Genomic DNA, 17,903 nt, shown 5'->3' with positions numbered 1-17,903 from the left:
CCATAAAAATAGCCTAACTCAAACTGTAAACCAGAAGATTAGACAATTTCCCAGCTGTGAGTCATCTCTACACCAGCACCTAGCATTAGACATACTGAACAGTATTTTTCTAATGAATCCGCACAGACTTTAGCAACAAGCTCAGGATCAAGGTTGTCACCCGATACTTCAAAATGAATATTAATCACGGTAAAGATTTTTGGTGCGGTTTCACGACGTGTTGTTTCAAGTTTTGCATTACAGCCTGTGATGTTCTGGCCTGCAGATTTCAAACCATCAACCACATCAACAGAGCTACAACCACCAGCCGCCATTAACACCATTTCCATCGGGCTTGGCGCAGTTGCACCACCACTTCCATCCATCACGACAGAGTGACCTGATTGAGATTGACCTAGGAATTTAAAGCCTTCGACCCATTTAACTTCTGCTTGCATACTGTTCCTTAGATGACCGATAACCGCCATCACTGTCTATTATTTATTGTTAGTACCGACACCCTACTACTGGCGACATTTATGAGCAAGATTTTCTCAATGACATATTTTTTTCATGAATGATGCAATTTTTTCCATCTAAAACCTGTCTCTATTCGTACATTCAAAATCGAATGAGAAGAACGTCAAGATGAGGTATCTATGAATAAATTATCTAAAATATTGGTATCACTCGTGGTTGCGCTACCACTGATTTCGCTGTTTGTGAGCCAGACTGGCACTGCCAATACAATGGATAAAACAGCTAATTCAGGTAAAAGTGAAATCGCGACACTAGCTGGTGGTTGTTTTTGGTGTACAGAATCCGACCTAGAAAAGCTGACAGGCGTCACCGACGTTATCTCTGGGTATTCTGGTGGTGAACTAGAAAATCCAACCTACAAACAAGTATCCTCAGGCAAGTCTGGTCACATCGAAGTGATCAACGTGACTTACAACCCTGATGTTGTTAGCTATGAACAGGTTCTTGACCAATTCTTCAGACACATCGACCCAACCGATGACAAAGGCTCTTTTGTAGACCGAGGCCGTCATTATCGACCAGCTATTTTCTATCATAACCAAGCACAAAAAGATGTTGCTCAGAACTTCATGATGGAGATCGACAAAGCTAATATCTTTGGTGAACCACTAAAAACAGAACTGATTGAATTTGAAAAATTCTGGCCAGCGGAAGACTATCACCAAGACTATTACAAGAAGAGTAAAGTTCGTTATAACTACTACCGCTATGCTTCTGGCCGCGATCAGTACCTAGATAAGATCTTCGGTGACGATAGAAAAGAGAATCCGCAAACACTCCGTCAGATCATCGACAGAAAAAATGCGACAGCCAATGCTAAGACCTACGTTAAACCGTCTGATGCTGAGATTAAAGCCAAGCTAACGGCACTTCAATACGATGTAACGCAAGATGATGCGACAGAACGTCCGTTTGATAACAAATACTGGGATAACAAACAGGAAGGTATCTACGTTGATATCGTAACTGGAGAGCCATTGTTCTCTTCAAAAGACAAATACAAATCAGGTACAGGCTGGCCGAGCTTTACACAGCCAATCAGCGAGGCTTATGTCGTCACAACTACTGATTACAAACTGCTTTACCCAAGAACAGAGGTTCGCAGTAAGTTTGGCGATTCTCACCTGGGACATGTATTTAAAGATGGTCCAAAACCAACAGGGTTACGTTACTGCATGAACTCAGCCGCAATGCGCTTTATCCCAGCGGATAAATTAGCAGAAGAAGGCTATGAGGAATACGTTGAGATGTTTGAGGGATAAGCATTCAGCAATTAACGATAAGCCTATGACAACAAAGCCAGCATATCGCTGGCTTTGTTTTTATTGACAGAGCTTCATTTACAGAGCTTTATTTATTAGCCTGTTCATCTTATTAACCCGTTAACACCGTGTCTTCTGGGTATTTCAACAAGGAAGGTTCTGGGCGAGCTAACATATAAGCCAAGGTCAATGGACCGATACGTCCAATCACCATAACGACAATCATGATGTATTTACCAGGCTCAGTCAGGTTTGCGGTTAAGCCAGCTGTTAAACCAACCGTTGCAAATGCTGAAATCACCTCAAACATGACTCGATCAAACGCTGCCTTTTCAGTAAGCATTAACAAAAACATCGCGGTGGTTAATAACGCCCCACTTACCACAATAATGGCCAATGACTTTGTTACCGCTTGCCAAGTTACGGTTCGCTTAAACATCACTACATGCTTTTTCTGACGTAGGAACGTCCACGTTGCGACAAAGGCGACTGCAAAGGTCGAAACCTTAATACCACCACCTGTTGAGGTAGAACCTGCACCAATCAACATCAGTACAATCATTACCAGCAACGCAGGCTGTGTGTACTGAGACAAATCCACACTATTAAAGCCAGCAGTACGAGCACTTGCCGACTGAAAAAATGCGGCTAGCCACTGTCCTTGAGTCGATAACCCTTCCATGGTTGCTGAGTTATTTCTTTCCAACAGCCAGAACAATACCGTACCTACCAACAATAGAGTCGGAGTGGCGGTTAGCATAATCTTGGTGTGTAAATGAAGATGTCGAAAACCTTTACGCCAGTTACTCGATAGGTCGCCGACGACTGTGAAGCCTAGCCCGCCGAAAATAAACAAGCCAGCTAAGGTAAAGGTCACCAATGGATCATCAACAAAACTCATCATACTGTCTGAAAACAGTGCAAAACCTGCGTTGTTGAATGCAGATATCGCGTGAAAAAGTGCATAAAAGCTGCCCGTTGACCATCCCATCTCAGGCACCCAGCGGAAACAGAGCAATACAAAACCGATAAATTCAGCCACTAATGCAAAGATGATGATCTTCTTAACTAATTTACGAAGGTTAATCTTACGATCTTGGCCAAGCGCTTCTTTCGCGAGTGCTTGTTGTTTAAGGCTTAACCTAACACCAAACATGTAAAGCAGTACCGCAGATAGCGTCATCTGCCCTAACCCGCCGACTTGCATCAAGAACATCAGTAAGATTTTGCCCGCCAGGGTGAAATGCTCACCGGTATCGACAACACCTAATCCTGTCACGCTGATCGCCGAGGTTGCTGTAAACAGTGCATCCGTAAAACTTAGGCCTGTCACAGAGAATACAGGCATCGTCAACAATATTGCAGAGGGGATAAGTACGCCTAAGAAGCTCGTAAGGATAATCTTAGGTTCTGAGCCTTTACGTGGCTTTTTATCACTCTTAAGCGTGTAGAAAGTACCTTTTCGTTTTAACGAATTCATACTGTTACCTTATTGCCAATTACCAATTGCGTAGCTTTCTAGATAAGGTCTCTTTCGGCCCAGCGATGATCACCACATCCCCAATTTCTAAACTCACATCCAGTTCTGGTGCTTTAGTGAGGTTCGGTCCTCGCTTGAAGCCAAGTACCTCAACACCATTTTCTTTACACAGCTTAAGGTCACCAAGTTTCTTACCTAGCAACTTGGCACCGATAACAATCTCCGTCATCGCTAAACCGCTGCCAAGATCGATAAACTCAAGAACGCGTCTATCCAACATTTTACGCGCAACACGAATGCCCATATCTCGTTCAGGCATGATGATATGGTCAGCACCAATCTTAGAGAGAATCTTGCCGTGAAACTTATCGTTCGCCTTTACCCAAACAGCTTTTGCGCCTGACTCTTTTACCACCAGAGTAGTCAGAATACTGGAGTTCACATCAGAGCCAATCGACACCATCACCATGTCGTAATCGTCGAGTCTTAACTCTTTAACTGTCTCTTCGCTTGTACAGTTCGCAACAATCGCTTGTGAAACAAAAGCCGCTGCTTCTTTCACTCGCTCTTCATCAATATCGACGGCGAGTACCTGCGCCCCTGAACTTTGCAGCTCTTTGCAAACAGATAAACCAAATCGCCCTAAACCGATAACTGCATATTGTTTGTCGCTCATTTGAAATCCTGTTTAGAAATTTTAATTACACGGGATAGCCAAACCTACATTAGTTTCTATCTCAAAAAAAGTTAGTTCTGCAAGAATAAGGTTATACTATTGTCATAATCGCTTGATTTATAAAGGTAGAGAACAACTCGAGTTTCTGCTAATTTCCAATTCATAATTTCTGCGGCAGCACACACAATGAATGAATTCATAACCCAAGTACAAACCTACATCAACCAGAGCCATAGTGATTGGGCAAACAGCGTCCTATTCATCACTATTGCGAGTTTTCTCGCTTGGGTAGCTTGGCGAATTATCCATAATCGCTTAGAAATTCTGGTTCAAAAAACCCCATTTCACTGGGACGATCTACTGCTAGAAGCACTCAAAACCCCTGTCAGCACGTTACTTTGGTGTTGGCCTGCTACAGTATCCGTAGGGCTAATCCTTCAAGACCAGTTTGGCAATGAAATCAACTGGTTAAAAACACTTAAGCACATATTGATTATCTGTACCTTCGTTTGGTTTACCTTACGAATGATCACTAACACTGAAGCCTATGTCTTAGAGCAAAAAACCAGAGACGAAACCACAGTGCAAGCGATAGCGAAAGTCGCTCGCTTGTTCTTTATGGTGATGGGCGGCCTCACCATTATGCAGGCATTTGGGCTCAGTCTTTCCGGCTTACTCACCTTTGGTGGTGTTGGTGGCTTGATCGTCGGTTTAGCGGCTAAGGACTTACTGTCGAACTTCTTCGGTGGCATGATGATTTACTTCGACCGCCCTTTTAAAGTCGGTGATTGGATACGCTCTCCCGATCGTCAAATCGAAGGCACTGTCGAACGCATTGGTTGGCGCATGACCATCATTCGCACCTTTGATAAGCGTCCTTTGTACGTGCCGAATTCTGTGTTCAGTAACATTGTGGTCGAGAACCCATCAAGAATGTTGAACCGCAGAATCAATGAGACTTTTGGGCTGCGTTACCAAGATGCAAACAAACTGGCTCTGATTGTGGATGACGTAAAAGCCATGCTTGAAACGCACCCTGATATTGATGCCAAACAGACGCTGATCGTTAACTTTGATAAGTTTGGGCCGTCAACACTTAACTTCTTTATCTACACCTTCACAAAAACAGTCAACTGGGTGAGATACCACGAAGTTAAACAAGATGTCCTGTTGCAAGTGTTAGCGATTATTCATAAGCACAATGCAGATATCGCCTTCCCAACGCAAACGCTCAAAATCGATCCTCAGGGCTTTGGTGAAACTCACGCTTTTGGTGAGGCTCAAAGTATGATCACTTCCGCCCCGGAAGGTCATCAATAGCCAAGCCCATATTAATTGTCGAGAAGTAAGCTGGTTAATAATAAGTAAACTGGTTATCGATAAATAAACAGAGTGAAGCGTGGTAACATGGCGCAAGTATTCAAATGCACCTAATTACCACGCTATGATTTTACCTGTCATTCTAGCCGGCGGCTCCGGAAGTCGTCTCTGGCCACTGTCTCGCGAGCTTTACCCTAAGCAATTTCTCAATATTGCCGGTGAACAGTCAATGCTTCAGCAAACGCTTCAACGCCTGCAAGGTCTTGAAGAGCACTTGATGGATAGTAAATGCCGTGCCCCATTCATTATCTGTAATGAAGAACATCGCTTTATTGCCGCTGAACAAGCTCGGGCATCCAATATCCAACACAGTGGAATACTGTTAGAGCCAGTCGGTAGAAACACAGCCCCAGCTATTGCGCTTGCCGCCCTAAAGGCTTTAAGTAAACCACCGCTTAATGAACAAAGCACATCCGACCCTATCTTGTTAGTACTGGCTGCTGATCATCACATCGCGAAAACCTCTGAATTCCAACAAGCGATTAGTCGTGGTGTTGATTATGCAAAACAAGGCAAACTGGTGACATTCGGCATAACACCTGACGCCCCAGAGACTGGTTATGGCTATATCAAGCAGGGAGAGTCTCTTTCCTCCAGTATTAAAACTGATACTAATGGGATAAAGCAGCCAATCAATCACGCCTACGCCATAGAATGCTTTGTAGAAAAGCCAGACCTAGCAACTGCAGAGCAGTACATTGATTCGGGACAATACCTATGGAACAGTGGCATGTTCATGTTTAAGGCATCACGCTATGTTGAAGAACTCGCCGAACACCACCCTGAGATATTAGCGGCTTGTAAACTCGCTCTTGCAAAGCAAAATACCGACCTCGACTTTATCCGTATAGACGCTGAAGCATTCAAAAGCAGTCCGAGTGATTCAATCGATTACGCCGTGATGGAAAAGACCTCACACGCCGCGGTGATCCCGATGGATGTCGGTTGGAACGACATTGGCTCATGGTCCGCGATCTGGGATGTAAGCGAAAAAGATCAGTACAATAACGTCATTGAAGGTGATGTGTTGACCGTCGACTCTCAACACAACTACATCCATGCTGAAAATAAGCTGGTTGCTACGGTAGGCGTCGATAACCTGATTATTGTCGAAACCAAAGACGCTATATTGGTTGCGAAAAAAAACAAGGTTCAGGGTGTTAAATCGATTGTCAGCCAGCTGAATCAAGCAGATCGCACAGAACATCTTCATCACCGCGAAGTGTTTAGACCTTGGGGTAAATACGATGTAATCGATCTAGGCAAACGCGACAAAGTTAAACGTATCACCGTAAAACCCGGTCACAAGTTGTCGTTACAAATGCATCACCATAGAGCGGAACATTGGGTCGTAGTGGCGGGTACTGCGAAAGTGACCAACGATGAAAAAACCTATCTGGTTGAAGAAGATCAATCCACTTACATCCCTTTAGGCCATATTCACAGCCTAGAGAACCCAGGGGATCTCCCACTCGAGATGATTGAAGTACAAACAGGCAGTCATTTAAGTGAAGACGACATCATTCGATATCAAGACAGCTATGGGCGAGACGTGCGCAAGCAACAAGTCCACTCATCAAAGCACAACCAAACGAAATAAAACAGCGACAAATCGATGAAACCAACATTAGACCTGAGCTGCTTTAAGAACAACGATATCCGCGGCGTCATTGGTAAACAAATCAATGAGCCACTCGCCTACCTGCTCGGTAAGGCATTTGGCGAATACGTCCTGTCCGCTACGCCTGAAACCCCATTCGATGGCTTGGCGCAGGTAGTGATTGGTCGTGATAACCGCGAAACCTCCCTGTCATTACAAGAAACCATGACCAAAGGCTTGATCGAGTCAGGGATTACCGTGATTGACCTAGGTATGACTGGTACTGAAGAAGTTTACTTTGCGACTCGTCACCTAAAAGCGATTGGCGGAATACAAATTACAGCTAGCCACAACCCAATCAATTACAACGGTATGAAATTGGTCGGTGTAGACGCTAGCCCCATCAGTAAAGACAACGGCTTAGATCAAATTAAACAACGCATTGAGGTTCTAGAGCAAGAACCAGTCAACGATCTACCGATCAGCCATGTACAACCCTCTGATTCTTGTCGAACAGCCAGTATTCTTGCTCCGTACGTCGAGCACCTACTCTCGTACATAACCCCATCAAAGCTGTCACCGATGAAGATTGTGGTTAATGCTGGTAACGGTGTTGCAGGGCATGTTATCGATGATTTAGAGAAGCGATTCAACGAACTCCATGCTCCAATCACATTCATCAAGGTTCATCACTCTCCAGATGGAAAGTTCCCAAACGGTATTCCAAACCCCTTAATCAAAGAAAACCAGATTGCGACACGCGATGCCGTGTTGGCACACTCCGCAGATCTTGGCATCGCATGGGATGGAGACTTCGACCGATGCTTTTTCTTTGATGAGAAAGGTAATTACATCGAGGGTTATTACATTGTCGGGTTGCTTGCTGAAGCGTTCTTGGTCAAACAGTCTAACGCGACGGTATTACACGATATGCGCATGACATGGAACACGATTGAAGTCGCTAACACGCATGGTGGAAAAGCGATTGGAATTAAAGCGGGACACGCACTTATTAAAGAGAAGATGCGTGAAACAAATGCCGTCTATGGGGGTGAAATGAGTGCGCACCATTATTTTCGTGATTTTGGATATTGCGATTCAGGTATGATTCCTTGGCTATTGGTTATCGAGCTGATGTCGAAAACTCAACAATCGCTTCACCAGTTGACGAGTGCCAGTATGCATAGATTCCCCTCGTCGGGAGAGATCAATCGCAGAGTTTCAGACCCAGAGCAAGTCATGGCTTGTGTGTTATCGCACTACCGAGATAATGCCGTTGAGATAGATCACACAGACGGGATCAGCATCAATATGGGCACATGGCGCTTCAACTTGAGAAAGTCCAATACCGAGCCATTAATACGCCTCAACGTGGAAACCAAGCACGATAGAACTTTACTGTCACTTAAAGTCGACGAGTTACTGTCTTTTCTCATTTAAGAAAACTGACACTTTCAGTTTATAACTAAGAATTATAAAAAAGCCCTTACTAGCGATTACTAATAAGGGCTTTGAGTTTTCAATAGCTTAATCGCTGACTGTAATTAGTCTATTTGTTACGGCGAGCTTCAACAGCGTCTGCCAACTGGCGAAGTACTGTTTCAGTATCTGCCCAACCAATACATGCATCAGTAACAGATTGGCCGTAAGTTGCAGCTTTACCATCAACAAGATCTTGGCGACCTTCAACGAGGTGAGATTCAATCATCACACCAAAGATAGCTTTGTCACCGCCTGAGATTTGAGCACTAACATCATCAGATACGTTCATTTGACGCTTAAACTGCTTAGAACTGTTTGCGTGGCTGAAATCAATCATTACCTTTTGTGGAAGACCAGAAGCTGCTAGCTCTTCTTTAATCTTACCAACATGTTCTACGCTGTAGTTTGGCTCTTTACCACCACGTAGGATGATATGACAATCAGGGTTACCTGCTGTTTCAACGATAGCTGAGTGACCGTACTTAGTTACCGATAAGAAGTGGTGAGAAGCGCTAGCAGAGCGAATAGCATCTGTTGCAATCTTGATGTTGCCATCAGTACCATTCTTAAATCCAACTGGGCAAGATAAGCCAGAAGCCAGTTCGCGGTGAACTTGAGATTCTGTAGTACGTGCGCCGATTGCACCCCAGCTGATTAGGTCAGCAACGTATTGAGGCGTGATCATATCTAGGAATTCGCTTGCCGTTGGCATGCCCATGTCAGTTAGGTCCAGCAGTAGCTTACGTCCTAGACGAAGGCCATCATTTAGCTTGAACGTATCGTTCATGTACGGGTCATTAATTAGACCTTTCCAACCAACAGTTGTACGTGGCTTTTCAAAGTAAACACGCATTACGATTTCAAGGTTATCACCAAGTTCGTCGCGCAACACTTTCAAACGCTTACCGTACTCAAGCGCAGCTTCTGTGTCATGAATAGAACATGGACCTACAATAACAAGCAAGCGGTCATCGCTTTCATCTAAAATATTGTGGATCGCTTTGCGGCTTTCAAAGGTTGTAGAAGAAGCAACTTCTGTTGCTGGAAACTTTTCTAAAACAGCAACAGGGGGTAATAACTCTTTTACTTTGTTAATTCTTACATCATCAGTCTGGAACATTGCTTACTTCTTCCTTTTTTCTATCCTTGAGCTGAATGTACGTTGTCTCACGTCACTTTCTATCAGCACTAATCTTCTTGTTCCCTGTAACTTAACTAGTAAAAACTCTAGTTTCAATCACTAATTAAAAATAAACGCAATTTTTTTTGTGTTTTATATTTAAAACACCCTGTATACCATTATTTACACGCTATCGATTGCGTATTTTATAGCAAGGTAAGAAGAGCCGTCCTTCAAGCTTCATCATGCATGTGAAATTATGTCGAACTTAAAAACAAAAAAGCTCACGTGATCAGCGTGAGCTTTTATTTAATTACATTCTTTTCAATGGCTTGAGGACACTATCAAGCCCTTCAATTTTCAGAGCAAGGCACAGTTTTAATAAATCGCCGAGTTCGCCAGACGGGAATCCCTTTTTATCGAACCACAGCAAATATTCTTCAGGTAAGTCAATCAGTGTACGACCTGCGTACTTTCCAAATGGCATCTGCATTCGAGCCAACTTAATCAGGTTCTCTTTCTCTAGCATTATTCGCTCTTTCTATGCGTCATCTATGTTGTGTAGAGTATCACCTAAACGTTCAACCCAATAGTTGATCGCGTCTTTGGCATCATCCAGCGAATCAATCATGGTTGAAAAGTCTTTATTACCCGCTTCACGATCTATGGCTGCAAACAGTGGTGTGCCCTCTTGAGCATCACTGACCAATAACTCTACACTCGCACTCCCAACATTGGTGTGCTCACCAGTCGTGACCTTAGATATGGTTGACATCGCAAGGCCAAACGGCAGAACGCTGCTCGTTACAGCTAAGATCGGATTGGGCGTTTCAACGTTACTCAGAGCGATACTCAAGCGCAGCGTTTTTCCTGTCGGTTCATCGACAATCGTTTTATGAGGCGATATTTTCTCTTCCAAGCGTTCAACCATGTGCTCAGTGAGTTCCTGAATCTCTTCCTGATCCAACGAACCTTCTTCTGCTAAAACAAAAATTTGGTCGATCACTACGGAGTCATAATCATCTAACTTGGATTTCAAACGCTGTGCGTCACGTAGCCCAACCCTTGCCCAAATCAAGTCGACGCCTCCGTCAGGCCCAGCCTGAAAATCTTCGTAGCTGGTAAATTGAGTAGCGGTTCTAATTGGGCCGCCTGCACAACCAAGCAAGAAAATGCTGGTTGCAACAAGCAAAAGGACTTTTAAAGGGTTCATAACGCACTTAGTTAAAATTAAGGAATCTAACTAAGTATGCCATACCCTATGTGAAAAGGTTGTAGAAAAAGGGGGTTAAAAATCAGAGCTAACTCTAAAATTAATCATGTTGAACAGTGTGTGCGTACTCTACAATTACCTGATTTCCTTCGATATAAGCATTTTGGATCTCACCATCAACACTCATTCTACTTTTCAGATAGACCACTTTAGGCCCCGATTCATTACCCTCTTTTAGCGAAGGGAATACATTCCTTGGTTCCAAATGAAGTAAACGACAAAAGTGACTAATGAAAGACATGGTTAATGGCGTCTCCCCTCTTAGCACTCTAGAGAAATCAAGCTGGTTCATGCCTAGCTTTTTTGAAAACTCCATCTGCGTAATTCGCATTCTCGATTTTTGTGACATCCACGTTTGATACAACGCGTCTCTGTCTAGTTCTGTGAATTCCATACCGACTCCTTTATATAATTCATACCAATCAATTGTCCGGTTTTTCATACATGGCGTGTCAGGGTTCGGTTAGTGGAAACCAAAGGTTTGGTTTTGATATGCGTACAATTGTTGTACAGAGCAAAACGGAACAAGCCAAATTCATTCACAAAAACGATTAGAGCAAATACTTTCTTATTTTATATCAATAATTTATACATTAACGAACTAAACATATAGCAAGTTAATTTGTATTAAGAATTAAAAGTTCGAGATTAGCATTCCACATTTAAATCGATTGATTCGCATTTATAAAACTGGTTGGCTACATTTCGGTTGCTCAAACGCACTTCTGGCAAACTATTTGAAAGAATAGGACGCAAAGCCACCGGTCTGTCGACAAATATTCTGTCTATGATAGCGGGGCCGCCACTTAATAGGATTTAAGTGTAAATGCATGCCGGAGTGTTCTCTTTTTTGTCGGCCAAATACAGTAAGGACAAATAATGAAACAACTCCCAAAAAAATCACTCATCGCGCTATCGCTTCTTAGCGTAAGCGGTGCAAGCTTCGGTCACGGTTATGTCTCGGCATACAACAATGGCGTAGCTGAGAGCCGTGTTGCCCTATGTAAGTTCCCTGCGAGTGATACGCAAGAGAAAAACACCAACTGTGGTGGTATCCAATACGAACCACAAAGTGTAGAAGGCCCTGAAGGCTTCCCAGAAGTTGGCCCTGTTGATGGGAAAATCGCCAGTGCGCAATCTTCTTTAGCAGCAGCACTAGACGAACAAAAGGCAGACCGCTGGGTTAAACGCCCTATCAAGTCTGGTTCTCAATACTTCGAGTGGACATTCACAGCTAACCACAAGACTCGCAATTGGAAATATTACATTACTCAACCCAACTGGAATCCAAACCAGCCGTTGGCTCGCAGCTCTTTTGACTTAACGCCATTCTGTGTTGTTGAAGGCAATATGGAACAGCCACCGATGCAAGTCAGTCACTTGTGTAATGTGCCAGAGCGTGAAGGTTATCAAGTGATCCTTGCCGTATGGGATGTAGGTGACACTGCAGCGGCTTTCTACAACGTTATCGATGTGAAATTTGATGGCGACGGCCCTATCATTCCTGATTGGGATCAAGGCGGTCAAATCAACCCAACACAAGACCTGAATGTTGGTGACGCTGTTTATACGCGTGTATTCGACCAGTCTGGTGAGAACGCTTCATACAGCACTGAGCTTGTGATTGAAACTTCTGAACAAGGCAAAGCCAATAACTGGTCTTACGCGCTTGCTTCTAAGATCAACCAAGAGCAGACGCAAATCAAAGCAGGTCAATTGAATGACCAAGGCGATTTCGCACCCGTTTACGGCACGAATCCTGTTTATCTAAAAGCAGGCTCTGGCTTTAACAGTGTCGAAATCGGCTACAAGATTGATACTCCAGAACCCGAGCATGATCTTGAAATCTCGGGCTTAGAATCAGAGTACATTATCGATGAGAGCCAACCTACTCAGCTTGATCTTACGTTAGCGGCAACAGGCGATATCCAAGCTGAGCTTACCGTGTACAACCATCACCGTGAAGCACTTGCATCTCAGAAATCGGACCTAACAGACGGACAAGTTGAAGATGTTCAACTGACTCTTTCTAAGTCAGAAGCTGGCCACCACATGCTTGTGGTTGTGACGAAAGATGACCAAGGTAACTTAGTGGATCAGAATACGCTTGATTTCCATCTAATGGATGAGCAAACACCGCCACCAGCGGGCGATTACGACTTTGTGTTCCCAGAAAGCATTGAATCTTACACTGCAGGAACAAAGGTTCTGAGCAGCGATGGTGGTGTGTATCAGTGTAAAGAGTTCCCATACTCTGGCTACTGTGTTCAATGGGCTCCAACAGCAACTCAGTACGAACCAGGTGTAGGTTCACACTGGCAAGATGCTTGGAACAAAGTGGACTAATTGTTAGCGAGTTACTTACTTTCAAGTATGTGGCTTGTGTAATTAGCCAAACAAAAACGGATGCCCAGAGCATCCGTTTTCTTATTCAGCAACAGCAGAAATGCGATTACCAAAGTAGATAGTGGTCTGCCAACAGAGCCACAAACAAGATCATGAGATGATAGATGGAGAACTTAAAGGTCTTCATCGCCATATTAGGCTCATCACGATATTTCAGTACCCAAGCGTGATAAACAAACCCGCCGTTGAGCACCAAAGAAGCGCTCAGATATATCCAGCTGCTCATGCCAACCAATACAGGCAATATACACACGATGCTAAGCAACAAGGTATAGAGCAGAATTGATGTTTTGGTGTAGGCGATCCCATGCGTCACAGGCAACATCGGGATGTTCACCTTAGCGTATTCATCACGACGATGAATCGCCAACGCCCAAAAGTGCGGAGGTGTCCAAATAAAGATGATCATCACCAACAACCAAGCGTTTGAATGCAGCTCATTGGTGACCGCCGTCCAGCCCAATAACGGAGGCATTGCACCTGCGATCCCTGCAATCACGATGTTTTGCGGCGTAGCCCGCTTCAAGTACATGGTATAAATCACCGCATAGCCTAATAAGCTCGCAAAGGTTAACCAAGCGGTCAGTTGATTAACCCACACCACTAATGTGACAAAGCCAAGTAAACCAATGCCTGCAGCAAAGCTGAACACCCGTACGCTGCTGAGTTCTCCTGACGGCAAAGGGCGTCGGTTTGTGCGAGTCATTTGCCCATCGATCTTTTTGTCGATCAAATGGTTAAATGCCGCTGCCGAGCCCGCCATCAACCCTATTCCGATCATTCCAAACAGAGTTTGCTGTAAAGGTAATCCGTTAGGCACCGCTAAACACATACCAACCAGTGCCGTCAGCAACATCAAAGCCACTACCTTGGGTTTGGTCAGCGTTAAATAAACTTTCCAAGTGGCTTTGTTTTTTGCAGCCATTTCGTTACCTAAAGCTGTGTCATTGTTGGCTGCTATCTTATGAGTTAAGTCTGCGTCTTGAACCACCACTTCATACTGTGTTGACGTTCTACTGACCATGATTACCTCCTTGTAATACACTGTTCTTCACCAAGCTCTCACTCGGTTTGCGTTGCCACACCACAAAATTGGTTACAACCATGCTGATGAGCAACATCGCTGCGACTAGGTTATGCAAAACCGCGACTGAGATTGGCAGATGAAACCATACATTACTGATCCCAAGGCTGATTTGAGTAAACAACACTATTGCGACAATCGCGCTCAGCTTTTGGTGAGGTGCTTGGCCAAACTTCCATAGCTGGTACACGACCATCAGCACAGTTAATGTCGCCACAATAGCCCCGAACCTGTGCATGACATGTATGGTGAGCCTCGCGGGATACTCCAACACGCCAAACTCATAGTTATCGTGTCCGTGTTGAGCAAAATCGAACGCATTTTTGAAATCGAGGTAGCTCATCCAGTTACCTTCACAAATAGGCAATTGGGTACACACCAAAGCGGCATAGTTTGACGATGTCCAACCACCAAGCAGTATCTGCCCAACCACAATAAGTAACCCAAACAGCGCCCAAAATTTAAGTGTTGGAGAATAAGCCTCGCCAAAACGGCTTTGGAATTGAGACAAACGACAATAGAGCAGACACAACAGTGACAGCAACGTGAAGCCCCCCATCAAATGCGCCATAACCACAACGGGCATCAACTTGAGAGTCACCGTCCACATTCCAAGCAAAGCCTGAAAGATCACAGTGGCTGAAATAAGCAAAGGAAGCCCAATCGAAGTAATATTCTTTTTAATACACCAAGCGACTACAACAAAGATAAGCAGCCCTAATGTTCCTGCAAAGTAGCGATGTATCATCTCTATCCACGCTTTGTCTGCTTCAAGAGCTCGCTCTGGAAATTGCAGATTGGCTTGACTCACCGCTTGGGTATCAGACGGAACGGTGATCTTACCGTAACAACCCGGCCAGTCAGGACAGCCAAGGCCAGCATCAGACAGGCGTGTATAAGCTCCGAGAACAATCACGGTAAGGGTTAACAAGATAGTTAATCTCATCACAAGCATCAGTAAATCAGGGGCTTTATTCTGCATCACTTATCTCCCTATACTTATTCCCTTTCGCTGCTTAAGCTCAAGCATTTGCGCCATCAACTACCCAACTCGTGACAGCTTAAGTAGCTTTCTTAAATCATGAATCATACCTTTGGATTGCCCGACTAACTGCGACGGTTCCGAAACGCTTTTGTACTCCATAACCAGCTGTCCTAACGGGTCAATAATGACAATGGAAGCCGGCGCAAACTCGGTACTTAACTGATCTCCACCAGCTAACAAAGACAAATCCGGCTTATCAAGCGAACCCGATAACGAGTTACCCTCAGATACAAAAACAACGGCCGTCACTCGCTCTTTGTTTTTCCCTAACGCTAAATAACTTTGATTCAAATAATGGAGTTGTTGTTCACACAAGCTTTCGCACTCCATCGGTGCGATATAGCCCACTAACCATCCCTCTCCAGTCATGGGTACCGTTACGCCGAAATCCGCTAGTGTAGTTCTTGGTTCGACCAATTCGCCCGAGTTAGTGACACCTGATGTGTACCAATTCTGGTCCAGCACAGCTTTGGCGATAATGGCTGGCAAAGCGAAAATTAAAACAAGTCCAATTAATACCAAGCGCCCTTTAGTACGACGGCTTCTGAGCTCAGCCATGTTTGCCTCGGTAATTTCCCTGTTCACTTGTGCTTGAGATTTATCCATCCTTATTCCTCGTGATAGGTGTTGCTTTTAGGTACCGATAGCCAATCAACATCGTCAAAAACAAAAGTACCGCAGCCATAACAAACCATTGAAATGAGTAACCAAAGTGCTTCTCAGATTTCATCGCCGTCGGTCGCCATAACAACTCATAAGGCCAGGAATCTAAGCTCTGAGGTTGGAAGACAAAAGGCAGCACTTCTTGTCCTGTGTACTCTGATAACGCTGTTATGTTGATGTTTTGAATTCTTTTAGGCGTTGTGTTTTCTAAACCCAACTCATGACTTAGAGGATTCACTGAACGAGTGTACAAACGCCCTGACATATTGGTTGGTAGTGTTATGTTTCCTAGTTGTGGAAGCTCTCTTCTGTCATTACTTGCCGCAACGAACCCCAGATCGATCAATAACTGCTTTTCAGCCACTAAGGAATTGTTTTCATCTTTAAAGCGAACCTCACCCAACATGTAAATCACATAGCCTACCGTTCCTTGATTAATCTGGTTGTCTAACAAAACCACTAAACCACTGGGTGTTTCCAGCTCCACGTCAACTCTCAAACCATTTAAAGACGGCAGTTCAGATGAGCCTTGCGCTTGTGTACGCGAGTCCTTCCATTCAGAGATAACCGTGTCCAATGACCTAGGCGATTGCTGCGCTCTTTCTGATAGCTTTTGTTCATAACGTAATTTCTCGTTACCACGATCGAGTTGCCACAAACCTAACTTGATTAAAGCGCCGACTGAAACCACAGTTAAAACAACCGCTATCCAAAAACCTTTACTGCGGAACTTGTGTTCATCATCAATCAATCGGTTTGGAGTTATCACTATGGCGTCATCTACCTTTGTTCTGTTATTTAAAGTCGTCTTGGTCGCTTTGCTGTTTTTTATCGCTTTCAATTTGATGAAAGGTCTAATCCAAATCGCCTCGGGCAAACACAATGGAAAAAGGCTCAGTCACTTCTTGGGGCGTCGTGTCATGTGGTCAGCCGTTGTCGTGCTACTTTTATTACTTGCTCTGGGATCAGGAGTGATAACTCCCAACCCTCGCCCCTATTAATCCCCTATAGGCTCAATCGTTAAAGCACATAAACAAACACAAACAGGCCTAACCAAACCACATCAACAAAGTGCCAATACCAACTGCCCGCTTGGAACGCAAAGTGGTCTTTCGGAGTGAAGTGGTCTTTCGCAACTCTTGCCAGTAACACAATCAAAAAAATCGTTCCCAAACAGACATGCAAACCATGGAATCCTGTCAATAAGAAGAAGGTATTGCCATAGATACCGGATTGAAGTGTCAGCCCCATCTCTTGATAAGCATGAAGGTACTCTTCAACTTGGAAGAACAGGAAGAAGCCAGCCAGAACGATGGTTATCTCTAGCCACACGATCAAAGCCATACGCTTATTTTGTTCAAGACTAATATGTGCCATGTGCAGCGTCACAGAGGAGAGCAGTAAAATAATAGTGTTCTTAAGAGGGATACCTTGCCAAGGCATGGCTTGTGTCGTTACGCCATCAGGGGTAATCGTTAGTGGCCATATTGATTGGAACATCGGCCACAATACTTCATGGGTCATTTCATTATTGCCCGCGCCACCAATCCAAGGCACAGAAATCATGCGAGCATAGAAAAGCGCGCCAAAGAAAGCGCCAAAGAACATGATTTCGGAGAAAATAAACCAACTCATTCCTTGTCTAAAAGAACGAGAAATCTGCTCAGAATAAACGCCACTTAATGATTCCGTGATCACATTACTAAACCAACCTGCGAGCATGTAAAGCAACACACAAAATCCGACTAACAGAACTGCTTTGCCAAACACGCCGCCAGCAGCGTCGGTGCCCATGTTTTGCACCGTCAAGCCAGCGCCAACCGCGACCAAAAACAGCGCGACGGCACCCACCAATGGCCAGTGGCTTTGATGTGGAACGAAATAAACTTCCTTTTTAGAACTCATCGCTCAAC

Annotated in this window: 18 protein-coding genes and 1 riboswitch; of the genes, 6 read left to right on the top strand and 12 right to left on the bottom strand. The window is 44.3% G+C overall.

From position 1 onward, the window contains the following. Positions 1 to 38 precede the first annotated feature (38 nt). Positions 39 to 437 (bottom strand): OsmC family protein, encoded by a 399-nt coding sequence (locus MSG35_RS11745; RefSeq protein WP_017068628.1) that lies wholly within the window; start codon positions 435 to 437, stop codon positions 39 to 41. A gap of 201 nt (positions 438 to 638) precedes the next feature. On the opposite strand from MSG35_RS11745, the gene msrB reads away from it, so the two are divergent. Continuing rightward, positions 639 to 1,781, top strand: a complete 1,143-nt coding sequence (msrB, locus tag MSG35_RS11740) for a peptide-methionine (R)-S-oxide reductase MsrB (RefSeq protein ID WP_248383998.1) — start codon at positions 639 to 641, stop codon at positions 1,779 to 1,781. A 112-nt stretch (positions 1,782 to 1,893) separates the two neighbouring features. Here the strand turns inward: msrB and MSG35_RS11735 are convergent, their stop codons facing one another. Next, positions 1,894 to 3,261: a TrkH family potassium uptake protein gene (locus tag MSG35_RS11735; protein WP_248383997.1), complete on the bottom strand. Its 1,368-nt coding sequence runs from the start codon at positions 3,259 to 3,261 to the stop codon at positions 1,894 to 1,896. Positions 3,262 to 3,280: 19 nt separating this feature from the next. Next, on the bottom strand, positions 3,281 to 3,937 hold the full coding sequence (locus tag MSG35_RS11730) for a TrkA family potassium uptake protein (RefSeq protein WP_048612923.1): 657 nt from the start codon (positions 3,935 to 3,937) through the stop codon (positions 3,281 to 3,283). Positions 3,938 to 4,123: 186 nt separating this feature from the next. On the opposite strand from MSG35_RS11730, the gene MSG35_RS11725 reads away from it, so the two are divergent. From MSG35_RS11725 to MSG35_RS11715, 3 genes are all read left to right on the top strand, one after another. Beyond that, complete coding sequence (locus tag MSG35_RS11725) at positions 4,124 to 5,257, top strand: mechanosensitive ion channel family protein (protein ID WP_050650742.1); 1,134 nt, start codon at positions 4,124 to 4,126, stop codon at positions 5,255 to 5,257. 124 nt (positions 5,258 to 5,381) lie between these two features. Further along, on the top strand, positions 5,382 to 6,917 hold the full coding sequence (locus MSG35_RS11720) for a mannose-1-phosphate guanylyltransferase/mannose-6-phosphate isomerase (protein ID WP_248384364.1): 1,536 nt from the start codon (positions 5,382 to 5,384) through the stop codon (positions 6,915 to 6,917). A 15-nt stretch (positions 6,918 to 6,932) separates the two neighbouring features. Then, positions 6,933 to 8,357: a phosphomannomutase CpsG gene (locus MSG35_RS11715; RefSeq protein ID WP_248383996.1), complete on the top strand. Its 1,425-nt coding sequence runs from the start codon at positions 6,933 to 6,935 to the stop codon at positions 8,355 to 8,357. Between the two features lie 109 nt (positions 8,358 to 8,466). Here MSG35_RS11715 and aroG read toward each other — a convergent pair whose 3' ends face one another. From aroG to MSG35_RS11695, 4 genes are all read right to left on the bottom strand, one after another. After that, entirely contained in the window at positions 8,467 to 9,519 is a 1,053-nt protein-coding gene (gene aroG, locus MSG35_RS11710; RefSeq protein ID WP_248383995.1) for a 3-deoxy-7-phosphoheptulonate synthase AroG, read from the bottom strand. A gap of 313 nt (positions 9,520 to 9,832) precedes the next feature. Then, positions 9,833 to 10,048, bottom strand: a complete 216-nt coding sequence (locus MSG35_RS11705; RefSeq protein WP_248383994.1) for a DUF3820 family protein — start codon at positions 10,046 to 10,048, stop codon at positions 9,833 to 9,835. A gap of 12 nt (positions 10,049 to 10,060) precedes the next feature. Continuing rightward, entirely contained in the window at positions 10,061 to 10,732 is a 672-nt protein-coding gene (locus MSG35_RS11700) for a DUF3313 domain-containing protein (protein ID WP_248383993.1), read from the bottom strand. A 100-nt stretch (positions 10,733 to 10,832) separates the two neighbouring features. After that, a complete protein-coding gene (locus MSG35_RS11695) occupies positions 10,833 to 11,186 on the bottom strand; it encodes a hypothetical protein (protein ID WP_017061749.1) in 354 nt (117 codons plus the stop codon). A 323-nt stretch (positions 11,187 to 11,509) separates the two neighbouring features. Further along, positions 11,510 to 11,599, top strand: a riboswitch (cyclic di-GMP riboswitch). Between the two features lie 72 nt (positions 11,600 to 11,671). Between MSG35_RS11695 and gbpA the strand changes: the two genes are divergently transcribed. After that, the gene (gene gbpA / locus MSG35_RS11690) at positions 11,672 to 13,138 is read left to right on the top strand and encodes an N-acetylglucosamine-binding protein GbpA (protein ID WP_248383992.1); all 1,467 of its coding nucleotides are present in this window, start codon (positions 11,672 to 11,674) and stop codon (positions 13,136 to 13,138) included. Between the two features lie 106 nt (positions 13,139 to 13,244). Here gbpA and cyoE read toward each other — a convergent pair whose 3' ends face one another. The 4 genes from cyoE to MSG35_RS11670 are packed head-to-tail and all read right to left on the bottom strand — an operon-like array spanning position 13,245 to position 16,759. Then, the gene (cyoE, locus tag MSG35_RS11685; RefSeq protein WP_248383991.1) at positions 13,245 to 14,222 is read right to left on the bottom strand and encodes a heme o synthase; all 978 of its coding nucleotides are present in this window, start codon (positions 14,220 to 14,222) and stop codon (positions 13,245 to 13,247) included. Further along, a complete protein-coding gene (locus MSG35_RS11680) occupies positions 14,212 to 15,264 on the bottom strand; it encodes a COX15/CtaA family protein (protein WP_248383990.1) in 1,053 nt (350 codons plus the stop codon). The genes cyoE and MSG35_RS11680 overlap by 11 nt, the downstream gene beginning before the upstream one ends. A gap of 60 nt (positions 15,265 to 15,324) precedes the next feature. After that, entirely contained in the window at positions 15,325 to 15,933 is a 609-nt protein-coding gene (locus tag MSG35_RS11675) for a hypothetical protein (protein WP_248383989.1), read from the bottom strand. Further along, positions 15,926 to 16,759 (bottom strand): SURF1 family protein, encoded by an 834-nt coding sequence (locus MSG35_RS11670; protein WP_248383988.1) that lies wholly within the window; start codon positions 16,757 to 16,759, stop codon positions 15,926 to 15,928. The genes MSG35_RS11675 and MSG35_RS11670 overlap by 8 nt, the downstream gene beginning before the upstream one ends. Before the next feature lies 1 nt (position 16,760). On the opposite strand from MSG35_RS11670, the gene MSG35_RS11665 reads away from it, so the two are divergent. Continuing rightward, positions 16,761 to 16,991 carry a DUF2909 family protein gene (locus MSG35_RS11665; RefSeq protein ID WP_017064837.1) on the top strand — a complete coding sequence of 77 codons (231 nt, stop codon included), beginning with the start codon at positions 16,761 to 16,763 and terminating at the stop codon, positions 16,989 to 16,991. A gap of 19 nt (positions 16,992 to 17,010) precedes the next feature. Here MSG35_RS11665 and MSG35_RS11660 read toward each other — a convergent pair whose 3' ends face one another. Next, the gene (locus MSG35_RS11660; RefSeq protein WP_248383987.1) at positions 17,011 to 17,895 is read right to left on the bottom strand and encodes a cytochrome c oxidase subunit 3; all 885 of its coding nucleotides are present in this window, start codon (positions 17,893 to 17,895) and stop codon (positions 17,011 to 17,013) included. Between the last annotated feature and the right edge of the window lie 8 nt (positions 17,896 to 17,903).

Origin of the sequence: Vibrio sp. 1CM23M, from assembly GCF_023161755.1 — a bacterium.
Lineage (GTDB): Bacteria > Pseudomonadota > Gammaproteobacteria > Enterobacterales > Vibrionaceae > Vibrio > Vibrio coralliirubri.
The sequence above is the reverse complement of the archived record's forward strand: the minus strand, read 5'-3'. Positions and strand labels throughout refer to the sequence as shown.

Excerpts from the sequence above, each read along its gene's own strand:
- MSG35_RS11720 (WP_248384364.1), top strand. The coding sequence starts at position 5,382 with ATGATTTTACCTGTCATTCTAGCCGGCGGCTCCGGAAGTCGTCTCTGG.
- aroG (WP_248383995.1), bottom strand. The coding sequence starts at position 9,519 with ATGTTCCAGACTGATGATGTAAGAATTAACAAAGTAAAAGAGTTATTA.
- MSG35_RS11700 (WP_248383993.1), bottom strand. The coding sequence starts at position 10,732 with ATGAACCCTTTAAAAGTCCTTTTGCTTGTTGCAACCAGCATTTTCTTG.
- MSG35_RS11665 (WP_017064837.1), top strand. The coding sequence starts at position 16,761 with ATGGCGTCATCTACCTTTGTTCTGTTATTTAAAGTCGTCTTGGTCGCT.
- MSG35_RS11705 (WP_248383994.1), bottom strand. The coding sequence starts at position 10,048 with ATGCTAGAGAAAGAGAACCTGATTAAGTTGGCTCGAATGCAGATGCCA.
- MSG35_RS11660 (WP_248383987.1), bottom strand. The coding sequence starts at position 17,895 with ATGAGTTCTAAAAAGGAAGTTTATTTCGTTCCACATCAAAGCCACTGG.
- MSG35_RS11725 (WP_050650742.1), top strand. The coding sequence starts at position 4,124 with ATGAATGAATTCATAACCCAAGTACAAACCTACATCAACCAGAGCCAT.
- MSG35_RS11730 (WP_048612923.1), bottom strand. The coding sequence starts at position 3,937 with ATGAGCGACAAACAATATGCAGTTATCGGTTTAGGGCGATTTGGTTTA.
- MSG35_RS11695 (WP_017061749.1), bottom strand. The coding sequence starts at position 11,186 with ATGGAATTCACAGAACTAGACAGAGACGCGTTGTATCAAACGTGGATG.
- MSG35_RS11735 (WP_248383997.1), bottom strand. The coding sequence starts at position 3,261 with ATGAATTCGTTAAAACGAAAAGGTACTTTCTACACGCTTAAGAGTGAT.
- gbpA (WP_248383992.1), top strand. The coding sequence starts at position 11,672 with ATGAAACAACTCCCAAAAAAATCACTCATCGCGCTATCGCTTCTTAGC.
- MSG35_RS11745 (WP_017068628.1), bottom strand. The coding sequence starts at position 437 with ATGCAAGCAGAAGTTAAATGGGTCGAAGGCTTTAAATTCCTAGGTCAA.
- MSG35_RS11680 (WP_248383990.1), bottom strand. The coding sequence starts at position 15,264 with ATGCAGAATAAAGCCCCTGATTTACTGATGCTTGTGATGAGATTAACT.
- cyoE (WP_248383991.1), bottom strand. The coding sequence starts at position 14,222 with ATGGTCAGTAGAACGTCAACACAGTATGAAGTGGTGGTTCAAGACGCA.
- MSG35_RS11715 (WP_248383996.1), top strand. The coding sequence starts at position 6,933 with ATGAAACCAACATTAGACCTGAGCTGCTTTAAGAACAACGATATCCGC.
- msrB (WP_248383998.1), top strand. The coding sequence starts at position 639 with ATGAATAAATTATCTAAAATATTGGTATCACTCGTGGTTGCGCTACCA.
- MSG35_RS11675 (WP_248383989.1), bottom strand. The coding sequence starts at position 15,933 with ATGGATAAATCTCAAGCACAAGTGAACAGGGAAATTACCGAGGCAAAC.